This window comes from Rhizobium sp. PL01 (genome assembly GCF_033447125.1).
GTDB lineage: Bacteria > Pseudomonadota > Alphaproteobacteria > Rhizobiales > Rhizobiaceae > Pararhizobium.
On sequence record NZ_JAWQUM010000014.1, the window covers coordinates 147385 to 161166 of the forward strand.

At 60.3% G+C, this 13782-nt stretch carries 8 protein-coding genes; 3 read left to right on the top strand and 5 right to left on the bottom strand.

Features of this window, described 5'->3' with window-relative positions; all coding sequences use genetic code 11:
- The first annotated feature begins 17 nt into the window (after positions 1–17).
- Positions 18–536, top strand: a complete 519-nt coding sequence (locus R6X40_RS27505; RefSeq protein WP_318417879.1) for a GNAT family N-acetyltransferase — start codon at positions 18–20, stop codon at positions 534–536.
- A 110-nt stretch (positions 537–646) separates the two neighbouring features.
- Here the strand turns inward: R6X40_RS27505 and R6X40_RS27510 are convergent, their stop codons facing one another.
- The 5 genes from R6X40_RS27510 to R6X40_RS27530 all read right to left on the bottom strand — a co-directional run bounded on the left by R6X40_RS27510 (position 647) and on the right by R6X40_RS27530 (position 5753).
- The gene (locus R6X40_RS27510; RefSeq protein ID WP_318417880.1) at positions 647–1267 is read right to left on the bottom strand and encodes a riboflavin synthase; all 621 of its coding nucleotides are present in this window, start codon (positions 1265–1267) and stop codon (positions 647–649) included.
- Positions 1267–2379: a bifunctional diaminohydroxyphosphoribosylaminopyrimidine deaminase/5-amino-6-(5-phosphoribosylamino)uracil reductase RibD gene (gene ribD, locus R6X40_RS27515; protein ID WP_318417956.1), complete on the bottom strand. Its 1113-nt coding sequence runs from the start codon at positions 2377–2379 to the stop codon at positions 1267–1269. Before ribD ends, R6X40_RS27510 begins: the two co-directional genes overlap by 1 nt.
- A gap of 70 nt (positions 2380–2449) precedes the next feature.
- A complete protein-coding gene (nrdR, locus tag R6X40_RS27520) occupies positions 2450–2923 on the bottom strand; it encodes a transcriptional regulator NrdR (protein ID WP_318417881.1) in 474 nt (157 codons plus the stop codon).
- 27 nt (positions 2924–2950) lie between these two features.
- Complete coding sequence (gene glyA, locus R6X40_RS27525) at positions 2951–4252, bottom strand: serine hydroxymethyltransferase (protein ID WP_318417883.1); 1302 nt, start codon at positions 4250–4252, stop codon at positions 2951–2953.
- Between the two features lie 175 nt (positions 4253–4427).
- Positions 4428–5753: a L,D-transpeptidase family protein gene (locus R6X40_RS27530; protein ID WP_318417884.1), complete on the bottom strand. Its 1326-nt coding sequence runs from the start codon at positions 5751–5753 to the stop codon at positions 4428–4430.
- Between the two features lie 463 nt (positions 5754–6216).
- Between R6X40_RS27530 and R6X40_RS27535 the strand changes: the two genes are divergently transcribed.
- Together R6X40_RS27535 and R6X40_RS27540 are read left to right on the top strand one after the other, a co-directional pair.
- Positions 6217–7713, top strand: coding sequence for a hypothetical protein (locus R6X40_RS27535; RefSeq protein WP_318417886.1), 1497 nt, complete (start codon positions 6217–6219; stop codon positions 7711–7713).
- A 281-nt stretch (positions 7714–7994) separates the two neighbouring features.
- Complete coding sequence (locus tag R6X40_RS27540) at positions 7995–13781, top strand: hypothetical protein (protein WP_318417888.1); 5787 nt, start codon at positions 7995–7997, stop codon at positions 13779–13781.
- The last annotated feature ends 1 nt before the right edge of the window (position 13782 follow it).

Here is a 13782-nt window from a genome sequence, read left to right on the forward strand (position 1 = left end):
AACGGACTGAACAGCCCATGCACAGTGTTCCCACCATCGAAACCGAACGTCTGATCCTGCGCCCCTATCGCCGCGACGACTTTACCGCCTATGCCGCGCTTTTTGCCGATCCTGAAGTCACCCGCTTCGTCGGCGGCATCCCGTTTTCGCGCGAACAGGCCTGGACGCGTTTCCTGCGCCAGATCGGCATGTGGCACCATTTCGGCTTCGGCTTTCTGGTCTTGCAGGATCGCGAAACCGGCCAGTTCATCGGCGAAGCCGGCTTTCACGATCTGCACCGTGGCATCACCCCTTCGGTCGAAGGCACGATGGAAACCGGCTGGGCGCTCTCGCCCCGCTCGCATGGCCAGGGTCTCGCGACAGAGGCTGTCTCGGCGGCCTTGAAATGGGGCGATCAGCAATTTCCGTCAATGAAGAAGACCTGCATCATCGACATCGGCAACCTCGCTTCGCTGAGGGTAGCCTCCAAACTGCAGTTCAAGGAAACCGGCCGCACAACCTATCATGGGGCGAATGTGATTTTGCTGGAGCGCTGACGTGTCCGTAACGCTGTCTCAGCGGCAAAACAGTGTCGGCGTGTACATCGATCCGCTCCCGGTCATCCGGAGCGGATCGCGCGACGACGAATGGGGATGGTTTCTGGAAACTACTCGGCCTTCGCTACCGGAAACTCTGCCAGCCTGGCAGCGTAGCGCGCCATCGTGTCGACTTCGAAATTGACGAAATCACCCGCCTTGCGCTGTCCCCAGGTCGTCACGTCAAGCGAATGACGGATCAAAAGCACATCGAAATCCGTACCATTGACGGCATTGACCGTCAGGGATGTGCCATCCAGAGCGATGGAGCCCTTCGGGGCCACGAATTTTGCCAGATGTTCCGGCGCGCGCAGGCGAAAACGGGTCGCCTCACCTTCTGCCTCGACGGAGAGGATTTCTGCCTTGCCGTCGACGTGGCCGGAGACCAGATGGCCGCCCAGTTCATCACCGATCTTCAGCGAGCGTTCCAGATTGATCTTCTGGCTGGCCGTCCACGACGAAATCGTCGTCAGCCGCAACGCCTCTTCCCAGGCCTCGACCTCGAACCACCGGCCGTTGGCGCCCTCTTCTGGCAGGGTCGTGACCGTCAGGCAGACGCCGGAACATGCAATCGAGGCGCCGATGTCGATACCTTTGGGATCGTAAGCGGTTGCGATGCGCAGCTTGATGCCCTCGTCGAGGGGCGTGATGGTTTCGACGGTGCCGATATCGGTGATAATGCCGGTGAACATCAATGGGTTCTTTCGTATTCGTAGGTGTCGAGAAGGTCGTCGCCAAATGTGTCTGTTCGCCGATGGACGAATCCCACCGGAATCAGCTTCCGGTCAAGTGGGGATGGCACCCCCTCCTCGCCAAGAGTGAGCGGCGCAGTAAACAGAAGAATCCGGTCGACCAAACCGTCATTGAGAAATTGCTGTGCCGTGCGTGCGCCGCCTTCGACCAGAAGCGAGGACACCCCGCGCGTTGCCAGAGCCGCCAGCAAATCGGCCGGCGCCTTCTGGTCGCAGACCACGACCTCGACACCGGCCGCCTCCAGCGCATGCTGGCGCCCTAAAAAGGCAATCGAACCATCAGTCTCACCGGTCACGATCAGGACCGGAACGGCACGCGCCGTCTGTGCCAGCTTCGAGGTGACTGGCAGATTGAGATCACCGTCGATGACGATGCGCAACGGCGAGCGATGCTCAAGTCCGGGGATGCGGGCGGTCAATTCCGGATCGTCGGCAATCGCCGTACCGATGCCGACAAGGATAGCATCGGTCTCAGCCCGCAGCCGATGGACGATGTCCCGCGCCGGCGCGCCGGTGATGCTCACCTGCCCCTGCCCTTTGATGCCAATCATGCCATCGGCGGAAACGGCAAGCTTCAGAGTCACATACGGCCGGTTGTTGCGCTTACGCATGAGGTACCCCTCAAGCTCGCGCTCCCCCTCTTCTTCCAGCACACCGGTGACGACCTCGATGCCGGCATCACGCAGCATTTCCAGCCCATGTCCCGAAACGCGCTTATCCGGATCGACCACAGCGACGACGACACGGGCAATACCGGCTGCGATCAGCGCGCTCGCGCAGGGCGGCGTCTTGCCGTGGTGGGAACAGGGTTCGAGCGTCACATAAGCCGTAGCGCCACGCGCGGCCTCTCCGGCGGCGGCCAAGGCCTGCGTTTCCGCATGCGGCCTGCCGCTCTTTGCCGTGACGGCACTGCCGACGATTTTCGGGCCATCGCCATCATTGCGAACGATGACGCAGCCGACGGACGGGTTGGAGCCGGTAGCCCCGAGATGCTGGTGTGCGAGGCGCAGCGCCTCAGCCATAAACCGCTCGTCTTCCGCCATTTGCGCCATATCGATGCCCATCCCTCACCTTGCAAACGTCAAACGCCGCCCTATCGGGCGGCGCAGGTCTTGGCATCCATCAAGCGCCGGGGTCGCGCGCGATCTTGGCGCTGATCTCGGCGATTACCTTCTCGAAATCATCCGCGTGGGAGAAATCGCGATAGACCGAGGCATAGCGGACAAAGGCAACGTCATCGAGACTTTTCAAAGCCTCAAGCACCTGCAAGCCGATTTCCTCCGACGGAATTTCCGTTTCGCCGGAGCTTTCCAGCCGCCGGACGATGCCCGACACCGCACGTTCGATCCGGTCGCGATCGATCGGCCGCTTGCGCAGCGCGATCTCGAACGACCGCAACAGCTTGTCGCGGTCGAACGGCGCCTTGCGGCCGGTCTTCTTCAGGATCATCAGCTCTCTGAGCTGCACCCTTTCGAAGGTCGTGAAGCGGCCGCCGCAATCCGGGCAGATGCGCCGGCGGCGGATGGCGGCGCCGTCCTCTGCAGGACGGCTATCCTTCACCTGGCTGTCTTCCGATCCGCAATAGGGGCAGCGCATTCCGGCTCCTTGATGAGAGGCTTGGTATTACAGGTACGGGTACATCGGGAAACGGTCGGTCAACTTGACCACCTTTTCACGCACACCGGCCTCAACAGCAGCATTGCCCTCGTCGGAATTGGCGACCTTCAGGCCATCGAGCACGTCGACGATCAGGTTGCCGATTTCGCGGAAGTCAGCTTCCTTGAAGCCGCGCGTCGTGCCGGCCGGTGTGCCGAGGCGAACACCGGAGGTGACAAACGGCTTTTCCGGATCGAACGGGATACCGTTCTTGTTGCAGGTGATGTAGCCGCGGCCAAGCGCTGCTTCCGCCCGCTTGCCGGTGGCGTTCTTCTTGCGAAGGTCGACCAGCATCAGATGGTTGTCGGTGCCGCCGGAAACGATGTCGAGACCACCGGCAACCAGCGTTTCGGACAATGCCTTGGCGTTCTTGACGACCTGTGCCGCATAGTCCTGGAACTCAGGCTGCAGCGCCTCACCGAAGGCAACGGCCTTGGCGGCGATGATGTGCATCAGGGGACCGCCCTGAAGACCGGGGAAAACGGCCGAATTGAACTTCTTTGCCAGATCCTCGTCATTGGTGAGGATGACACCGCCGCGCGGGCCGCGCAGCGACTTGTGCGTCGTGGTGGTCGCAACATGGCAATGCGGGAACGGCGACGGATGCTGGTTACCAGCAACGAGACCGGCAATGTGGGCCATGTCGACCATCAGGTAAGCACCGACTTCGTCGGCGATCTCGCGGAAACGCTTCCAGTCCCAGATACGGGAGTATGCCGTGCCGCCGGCGATGATCAGCTTCGGCTTGTGCGTGCGGGCCTTTTCGGCAACCGCGTCCATGTCGAGCAGGTTGTCGCCTTCGCGTACGCCGTAGGAAACGACGTTGAACCACTTGCCGGACATGTTGACCGGCGAACCGTGCGTCAGGTGACCGCCCGAATTGAGGTCGAGCCCCATGAACGTGTCGCCGGGCTGCAGCAGCGCCAGGAACACGGCCTGGTTCATCTGCGAGCCGGAGTTCGGCTGAACGTTGGCGAAGTTGACGCCAAACAGCTTCTTGGCGCGCTCTATGGCCAGTTCTTCAGCGATGTCGACGAACTGGCAGCCGCCGTAATAGCGCTTGCCCGGATAGCCTTCGGCATACTTGTTCGTCATGATCGAGCCCTGCGCTTCCAGAACGGCGCGCGAGACGATGTTTTCAGAGGCGATCAATTCGATCTCGTGGCGCTGGCGGCCCAGCTCCTTGCCAATCGCACCGAAAATCTCCGGGTCGGTATCGGCAAGCGTACGGGTGAAGAAAACATCGGGGTTGACGAGGGAAGCGCTCATTCTCAAAGCTCCTTAAGAGGCGGTGGCACGGTGTTTACCGTCCTCGCATGGCAAGGGCAATACGGGCTGTGCGATTTGCGCCATTTCCCCCATTTGCCGCGCCTCAGATACGACAGCGATCGGAAACGAAAAAGGCCGCCTTTGGGCGGCCTTCGCTGAGAAAATGCTGGCGGACTTATTGCGGCAGGTTGTCGCGCTCGACCGAACCGGCGGCTTGCTCGACACCGGTGGTGGTCTGCAGCGCCAATTCCTGCTCGCCGTCCATCTCGTAGATGTCGTCGCGGAACTGTACGATGCCGTCGGTGGCAGCCCAGGCTGTAATGTACTTGAAATAGACTGGAACTTCGACTGCCAGCTTGATGGGCGAGTTCTGGCCGGCACGGATCGTCGCCTCGATCTGCTGACGCGACCAGCCGGGCGTGTCACGCAGCAGCCAGGTTGTCAGGTCGCGCACGTTCTGGACGCGTACGCAGCCGGACGATTCGAAACGGGCGAGCTTGTTGAACAGGCCCTGCTGCGGCGTGTCGTGCATGTATTCGTTGTTCGGGTTGTGGAAGTTGATCTTCGTCGAAGCCATGGCGTTGGTCTTGCCCGGATCCTGGCGGAACGTCAGGTTCGGTGCCTTCTCGGCATTCCAGTCGATCGTTTCCGGAGAAACCTCGTTGCCCTTGCCGTCGATCAGGCGGATGGAATTCTTCTTCAGATATTCCGGATCCTTGCGCATCAAAGGAACGATGTCCTTCTCGACGATCGAGCGCGGAGATGTCCAATACGGATTGAGGATAACCTCGTAGATCTTCGAGTTGATAATGTGCGTCTGGCGGCTGATACGGCCAACAACGGCCGTGTGACGTGTCGCGACGCGGCCATTTTCAACGGCCTCGATATAGGCTGCCGGAATATTGACCAGCACATAGCGCTCGCCAAGATCGCCCGACATCGACTGCAGGCGCACGATGTTGGTGTTCAACTGACCGAGGCGCACATCCGCAGCAATGTTCAGTGCCTTGACCGAATATTCGCCAAGCACGCCGTCGGCCGGAAGGCCGTGACGGGCCTGGAAGCGCTTGACCGCGCCATCGACATAGCTGTCGAAAGAATTGGAGATACCGGCCGAGCGCGGAAGGTCACCCGAAATGATCAGGCGCTGGCGGAGCGCCTGCACCGACGGATCGGAGACGCCCATTTCCAAGCGAACCGACGAATTGACCTGCGGCCAGCCGCCGGCCGAAACGATCTGCTGGTACTGGCCAACGGCGTTCTGGGTATTGGCAAGCGTGTCCATGCCAAAGATCGGCGTGTTGGATACGACGGCCGTTGCGCTACGCGAAGCCTTGGCGTCGAACTGATCGTCCCAGGCGCCGCGGCGCGGTGCATTGATGATTTCGTCGAGCGCGTCCTGCGCAAATGCGCCGCCGGCGAATGTTGCAGCGCCGAAAGCCGCCGCCGAAGCAAGGAAGCCACGACGCGAAAGTGCATCAATTCCGGGTTTTTTCGACATAATTCCTACCATCCAATGCTGCTACGCAAAACGCAGAGCTATCACGAACACGGTTAACAAACGTAAACTATACTTGCAGGTCCCTGCCCGCCGTTCACATTTGTGAGATCACGAACGCAACTTGCGGCCAGTCGCCCATCGGCAACAGAAGCAACGCAGAACCCGCATTCTCGTGCATCGTCGCTGTCACAGTAATATGGCCAATTCGTGTCACTTTGCGTCCACCCTAACCAATGAATGGATCAAGATCCGATGGCACGGAGTTTGGGCAACACCATAGGTTCCTTCACCCCGCGATCAACGAAATCCTCCATGCAACGGTGGGTCGCCGCCGCGCAACCGGCCACACCAAAATTCAACTTTTAAGTTTAAATTTATTTGCAACACATACTTTACGTTGAAAAACGAATGTGAGTTAATAAGCCCTAAATCACATGCCTTTGCTTTCCGGGGGAGATGCAAAATGGTTCTGGCTTTTCGGCTCTATGGCAATTTTCACTGGCCACCGCATCCGGACATCGGCAAGCTGTCCGACAATACGCGCGACGGCGTCGTCGAAATCCACTACCTCGAAAAGGAAACAGCAGGAACCTTCCGGCCTGTGCTGCGCTGGACTCCGCGCGAAAATTTTTTGCCGTCGAGCCCACTCCCGAAAGTCGAGCACACCCTGTTCGATTTCACCGTTGAAGACGCCGTTGCTCAGTTCAAACCCGACGAAGACAATGCGATCTGGATCGATGCCGGAAAATACACCGCCAACACTGACTGGCTGGCATTTCGTGGGGCATTTCTGATCGACCAATACAGGGCGGCCGATCCGAAACAGGAAGCAGCGCTCGATCTGCGGTGGCCGCTGGTCCGGTCCTGCTCCTATGCACCCGGCCACAAGGTCTTCTCCGGGCTGGATGTCGGCCGACGCCATGGCCCGCGTTATTGCGTGAACCTGCATTTGCCCTTGCCGGTGCGGCGCTCGACGCTGCTGTCGGGCAGTAACGTCGATCCGAGCGCGTTTCCGTTCTGCGCGGTCTACGAGCCCGGCAAAAAAAGCCCCTTCAACACGATTCTCAATTTTACCACGCTCGTCGGCGGCTGGATTGAAGGCGATTCCGTCGACACATCAGTCAAGCCAGTATCCAAGACCTCCTTCGTGTTCAGTGATGCCAAATACCCGAGCGGAGCGTCCCTCGGATCATTCGGATTTTCGGCTCGTGGAACCCCCTCCCAAGGCGGTTTTGCCATTTACGGCGGCGCGCAAAAATCAACAACGATCAATGCTGCAGAATTCTGGCCCGCAAACGCCCGGCCGTTCATGCAGGATATCCTCGGCCGCTTTGGCTTTTCGATCGATCCTTCTTCTGCCGAATGGCCAACCCTGAAAACCGGGGACACGACCGCCGAACGCAGCCTCCGCTTTGTAAAAGAAGGATCCGACGCGAGAAAACCGGCCTTCATCTATCGTATCGCCATCTCGGCAGGTAAGGGCGCGCCAAGCTCCGCCGACGATATCAAGAAGAGCGGCAATGTCCTCAGCCTTCGGCTTTCGAAGGAAACCGGCGGATGGATCAAGACCGCCGATGCGCTGTATGTCGATTGCAAACTGACATGGGACATAGCCGATCACGCCCCCCTCCACGGACGGGACATGTGGAACGACGACGCTCAACGCTGGTCGCCGAGAATACATCTCAGTTTTCACTGGAAGAACGAGATCCCAACCGGTGAAAATCTTGGCGGTAGCCCGGCGACTGTCGGAGACCTCGATTTCGGACTGTTACGCCATGCGGCCCATACGTTCAGGCAAACACGCGAGGCGCTGAAGCCGGCCGAGGCCGGGCAACCGCGCTCCATTCTTCCGGACCTTCAGGCGGATGGTGAGCAGACCGTCAGGTTCACCCTCAACAGCTCTCCGATGCGGGTTTCATCAAGAACGGGAGTAAGACAGAGGCCGATACCGGGCTGATTACCTGGGGGCGGCCGCCGGGAACAGGAGCAGCAGAAACACCCTTCATCCGGCCACGCCTGCGGCTCTCACTCGCCCGGCTGAGCGACCTCATCCAGGGCTCGGACGACACGGCAGGGCTTGGGGACAACACGCTCAAGCTGATCGCCACAAACCTGACCTTCTTCAACGAACAGACGCCCTCCACGAAAGTCAATCTGGTTCTGTCCTGCGATGATAGCTGGACGACGGCGCGAAGCAACGAAATCGCCGATGGCGAGCCCTTTTTTGCGTCCTATGTCGTGGAAGTCCTGCCACCGCGCAAGGCATGGTCCGGACGGCTTTCGTCGTTAAGGTTCGATCTGAGCCCGGTCGAAGGATCGCTGCCGGCACGACCCGACGAACTGACCCGAACCTACCTGCGCGCCGGTGGCCCGGGTACACGCGAAGCAATGGGCGATGGCGCTCCTCCCGTCAGCCTGGCATCGGGCCGGATCGCCGCCTCGATCCACCTCGTTCTGGCCGTCACCGACGTCAAGCCGGTCAGCGTCGATGTTTCACGAGGGGACCGGTCGGGGCGTCCAGCACCGCTTCTCATCCCCCATAATGCCGCCACCGGCACAGAAGGCAGTCCGTCCGGCTACCGGTATTGGCTGAGTGTCAGCGAAACCGTCGCGCCAACCCTGGACCGGTGGATTGAGGCCGATATCTACGAAAGCGCGCCGGACGCCGGTGAAAAGAGCTATGTCGTGCTGTCGCAGGAGCCCTTCTCGCTGTTTCGCTACAGCCATAGGCCCATCAGCGACCTCGGCGATGTCGGCTCGGCATCAGTCGCCTATTACTCCGGCGACGACCGGATTTGGCAATACCGCAAGGTTGCCGATCACTACCATTACATCCTGCCGCCGCAAGCCGTCGGCGAGAGTGCCGACAAACCGCGCCGTCTGGAAATCCACGACCTCAACAGCCCCAACACGAAGGACCCGTCCGATGCGTGGCGACCCTATATCGAGGGATCAGAAGCCAGCCTGAAACGCCGGGCGGTGGAGTTTCGTCTGACCCCGTCAACCGAATTCTGGATTCGCCCGAGCGATGTCGAGCGCGGCTATTTCATGCCGGAATCCAGCAGCCACGACATTTTCCGCCAGCGCGGCGAATATGGTCTGGGTGCTGCGCTGGCCTTCCTGCGCGGCGAATTTCTCTACGGACTTTCGGTCGGGATCGATGTCTCAAAGGGAGATGCGATATCCCGCCAAGCGCGTGTCGCAGAGATTGAAGCATTGACCGGCCGGATGACTGGCCCGGCCCGGGATGTCGATGCCGTCAATGACCTCACGGCACGGTGGAATGCGCTAGCGCGCGCAGTCGCCCGGCGGCCGGAACGGCTGGAAATCTGGGCACGCGATCCAGACTCGACCATCGACTTCACCCCGGCCCGGTTTGCCGGTGGTGTCACCTACGCTTTGCGCGGCACAGCGCTTCATCGGCCGCCTTTGGCGAAGCTCGAAAAGCCTCATGATCATGGGCTTTGGCCAAGGGTCGGCCGACCCACACCGGTCACCGGAGATATGGACGAGACAAGCAGGCAGGATCGCAGCACGCCGCGCAGCCATCCGCAGGGTCTGAGCGGCGGCGCCCTGTGGCCGGTGGAATCAATAAACCTTTTCAACTACCTGCTGGAGAGACCTGAATCGAGCGGCGGTACGATCGAAGCCATCGCCCTATCGCCGAGCGGCGGCGATGCGACGCAGAACGCCGCCTTCCTCGGCGGCATCGTCACCATCATCAGCGAGACCCGCAACGGCCATGTTGAGCGGCAGAAGGTGGAAGTGCTCGGCCGCATCGGCGCCTTCTGGCACCGGGCCAAGCATGTCGTCGTCTACGAGCGCACCGTCAACGCGTCTGCGCAGTTCGCGCCCAAGTTTGACGAGGACGAGCACCGTACCCGCTCGCGCCGGCCGATCCTGCGCAAGGTCCGGGAGTATATCGAACTTCTGGAGCCAGAGCGCAGCTATCCGGATTTTGCGGAAGCAGCACCACGTTCTGCCGGCTTCCTGGAGCGGCTGCGCTTCAACTCCAAAATCATCAATGTCGACAGCGCGTGGGGCAGCGAGGTCGGTGACTTCGGCTGGAAAATTCCGCTGTGGAACATGATGAGCGCCCGTGAGCGCCCTCAGGTCTATCCGATGCCGGACATTGCCTTTGTCAGCACGGCCGAGGGCGACGGCGACAATCCTGTGGTTTCTCAGGAATGCCTCGATACCGACAACCTGTTCTTCTTCTCCGATTTCAAAGCAGAGACCAGCAACACCAATGCCTGGCGGCCGTATCTCGATATCGACTATGCCAACATGCCCGTTGCCATGGCAATTGCCGCCAGCGCCGATCCAAAGCCCGTGGATTCGCCCAACGCCGGCCATCGCCGCCGCGCGGTAAGCCGCGTCCTGCCTGGCGTGCGGCGCTTCACCTGGCGGCTGGCGCCTGCCGCCCAAAAGACCACGATCAATGCACGCCGCGCTGGAAAGCCTGTTTATGTCGGGCTCGACAGCGTCAGCTTCATGCGCGCCGTTCACACCGCCACGGCACAAAAGACATTGCCGCAGGATTTGACCGACGTGACGGGAAACGCCGGGATCCTGCGCGATGATGTGGAGGAGCTGGGAGCGATCAAGGCTTTGGAGTATTGGCAGGCCGATGGAACCGGGGGCCTTCCAGCCACCGCCGATTACTCTGCCGCGATCGGCCAGCTGGTCGAGCGGATCAGAAACAAGGACAGTGCCGGAGTCGAGGCCGCGCTGAAAGTCCTCGATAGCCGGTGGACATTGGGCGGTCTCGTTGAAACCCTCAAGAAGGAAATCCCGCTAGCCGCCGGCGGTGGCGCGAGCGTGTTTGCCAAGCTCAAGCTGTACGCCGGAACTCCGGGCGATGGTGAAAGACACTGCGCGAGGCTGAAATCCGATGCGGCGGGGATGATCAGGCGCAAGGAGATGCTGCTTGCCACCGCCATTTCCGACTGGGTGGCAGATATCGACCGAAATTTGCCGGCGCTTGTCATCGATGGAAAGCCGCTCACGACGAAGACGCAGGCGATCGAGGGGCTGACCGGCCTGCTTGTTTCCCATCTGCGCCCAATCTTCGCTAACGCGTCTCAGGATGTCGGCAATGCCGGGCAAAGTGCCGAAAAAGCCAAATCCATCCTTGCCGGTATCGATATGGAGATCGAAGCGATCCATGCCCGCGCCCGGCAGCGGCTCGAACAGTTCTCGGCCGGTTACGACCGGGAAAAGCCTTGGTCGGCGGAACGGCGCCGCGCGTTCTGTTCCGGCCTACAGGCCTGCGTCAGCAACATCGCCGGCGATATCGCGGCAGCCGTGGACGAGGCCCGCCAACGCTTTGCCGCCGAACTGTCTGGCGCAGGCCAGGCGATCGGTGGCCACCTGTCAAAATCACTGCGCAAGCTTACCGGTACCCCTCAAAGCACGCTTGCAGGTGCCGGAACGGTAGCGGACAGCATGTCCCTGCTGTTCGACCAACTGACCAAAGCGGTCAACGCCCTGTCTGCGAACGCAGGAACAGGCCAGCTAGATGTCACCATAGCCACCATCACCACGATCAACGGACAGATCAAAGCCGAGCCGGGCATCAGCCAAAAACTGCGGGACGATGCCATCAATGCGCTCGACGCGCTGCTCACGGCCGCCAATCATGCAAAGTCACGGATCACGGAAATCCGCGCACGACTGGCCAAAGCAAACGCACTGACGGACGAAACGGTCGGCGACTTTGCTGCCGTCATCGCCGGTCTGATCGCCGAAGTGTCGGCTCTCGTCAAAACGCTTTCCGACAAAACCGACGACATTGCGCTCATTGCAAAAGCCTTTTCCGATGAGGGTTTCGATGCCATCGCGACGGCTTTTTCCACGTTGTGGCCCGATATTGCCAAAACTGTGGGTCTGGTATCGAAATGGCTCGACGATGACCTGTTGAAGATGACCCAACCGGTCGATTTCCTAGTTGCGTCAACTGCCAAACGCCTGAACTTGGCGATTGCCGCCGTTGCTGGAAACCTGCACGACACCATGGCAGCGGCCGGGTCTTTCATCGCCGACGTCGAGAATGGGTTCAAAGCGGCCCAGCAAGCGCTTGCACCGGGGAAGCTTCTCGAAACCGTCGTGGGCGAAAAAGCGATCAAGCCGGCACTGGTTCTGCTGCTCGCCCCCATAGAGGAAGACCTTTCGACAAGGCCCGGCGCCTTGACGGCAATCCACGACCGGTTGACCGAATTAAGCACCGCTGTTGTCACGATTGTCCGCACGATTACTGCTGACACGCTGGGTGCTCTCGAAGAGGTCACCGCAGCCTGCCAGGCCGTGGTTGAAGGCGTCGATGATGCGAAGGCCTATCTGTCCCAATTTTCAACGGGCTTCAGTTCGTATATCGGCGGCAAGCTGGACGCTGTTCAGGCGCAGTATGCACCGCTCGTCGATAGCATCACCCAGTCGCTCGAGGAATTGAGTTCCAAGGCGGATACGCTCATCTCGGCCGTCAACGCCTTCGATTGTTCGCTGCGCAGCCTGCACAACAATCTGTCCCGCTCGGTGGAAACCGCGCGGATGTATGGCGACCGCGTGTTTGACGCTGCCAGCCAGCTAACCAATGGCGATGCCATGGCGTTGCCATCCAATCTTCTCAAACTTTACTCGGCGGTCAGCTCTGCACCCGAGATCGCTGCGTTGAAAGCCGATATCGACCGAATCCGCTCCGGTTTCGACGATGTCACCGATATCATCGACACCACCGAGGCGAGCGCCCTGTTCAACCGGTTCGGTGACGAGTTGAAGGCGCTCGGCCTCGACATGCCGTTCGACAAGATCACCGACCGGCTTCAGCTGAAGGACCTGAAACTCAAGAACTTTGCCGGGATGGACCTTGAACATCTTTTTCAGGGCCAGCCAATGGGGGCCGAGCTCTGCGAGGGCGTGCGGGTCAGCCATGATTTCGACAAGGCCCAGGCCCGTGCCTGGGTGCAGATCGATATCGACGCCCGGATCCGTGGACGCCGGACACTCTTCTCCCTCGGCGTCTTTCTGGTCGACTTCGTCGACATGCACCTGACCGGGCGGGTCAGGCTGGAAGCATCCAAAGACGAGGACAGGATCAGCCAAACAGGCTTCAGCCGCATCGAGACCACGATCGATCTCATCGCCGGCGGCCAGTCCATCGTGAAGTTCGAACAGTTCGGCCTGAATTTCACCCGTGAAAAGGGCCTCAACGTCGAATTCGACCCGAAGAACATCCGTCTCAACCCCGCCTTCAAGTTCATCCAGGATTTCCTGTCGACGCTGTTTCCGGACGAGGCGGGCGGCCTGAAGATCGTCAAGCAGGACAATATCCCCGTCGGTATCGAACATGATTTCGTCGTCCCGCCGATGACGTTCAATGCTGGCACCAGCGGCGTCTGCAACCTTTGCATCGAGAACCACTTCAAGCTGCTCGCCTTTCCGGACTTCCTTTTGGCCAACCGCTTCAACCTGTCGACCATCGAGCGGCCATTCATCTTCTCCATCTTCGTCATCGGCGGCACGGGCTATATCCAGATCGACGCGGAATACCGGCCGTTCGACAGCCAATTGATGGTCAGCGTCGAGGCAGGAGCCGGCGGTTCAGCGGCCCTTGCCTTCGCGGTCGGTCCCTTTGTCGGCCAGGTGTTCATCACGCTTTCCGGCGTCATGACCTATCGCAAGATGATCGGAAAATCCGGCGGCGGGCTATCGTTGGCGGTGGTGGTGGTCATTGCCGGTCAGGTGGAAGTTTGCGGCATGGTGTCGGTCGGCATCACGCTGATGCTGCGTCTGAGCTACCGCGACAACGGACAGGTCGATGGCCAGGGCAGTCTGGCAGTCAGCATCCGCATCTCCCGCTTCTTCACGATCAACGCGCACGCCAATGTCAATTACACGCTTCGCGGCGGCAAATCGGAGACTTCGGTCAGCAGCGGCGTCAGCGGCGAGGTCAACGACGCCAAACTCAAAGAGAAGATTGACAAAGCCAAACAGGCCGTCGAGCAACTTCAGAAGGCGAGCAACTAGT

Bases quoted from the DNA above. Each gene is read 5' to 3' on its own strand.
- R6X40_RS27535 (WP_318417886.1), top strand. From the start codon at position 6,217: ATGGTTCTGGCTTTTCGGCTCTATGGCAATTTTCACTGGCCACCGCAT.
- glyA (WP_318417883.1), bottom strand. From the start codon at position 4,252: ATGAGCGCTTCCCTCGTCAACCCCGATGTTTTCTTCACCCGTACGCTT.
- ribD (WP_318417956.1), bottom strand. From the start codon at position 2,379: ATGGCGCAAATGGCGGAAGACGAGCGGTTTATGGCTGAGGCGCTGCGC.
- R6X40_RS27510 (WP_318417880.1), bottom strand. From the start codon at position 1,267: ATGTTCACCGGCATTATCACCGATATCGGCACCGTCGAAACCATCACG.
- R6X40_RS27530 (WP_318417884.1), bottom strand. From the start codon at position 5,753: ATGTCGAAAAAACCCGGAATTGATGCACTTTCGCGTCGTGGCTTCCTT.
- nrdR (WP_318417881.1), bottom strand. From the start codon at position 2,923: ATGCGCTGCCCCTATTGCGGATCGGAAGACAGCCAGGTGAAGGATAGC.
- R6X40_RS27505 (WP_318417879.1), top strand. From the start codon at position 18: ATGCACAGTGTTCCCACCATCGAAACCGAACGTCTGATCCTGCGCCCC.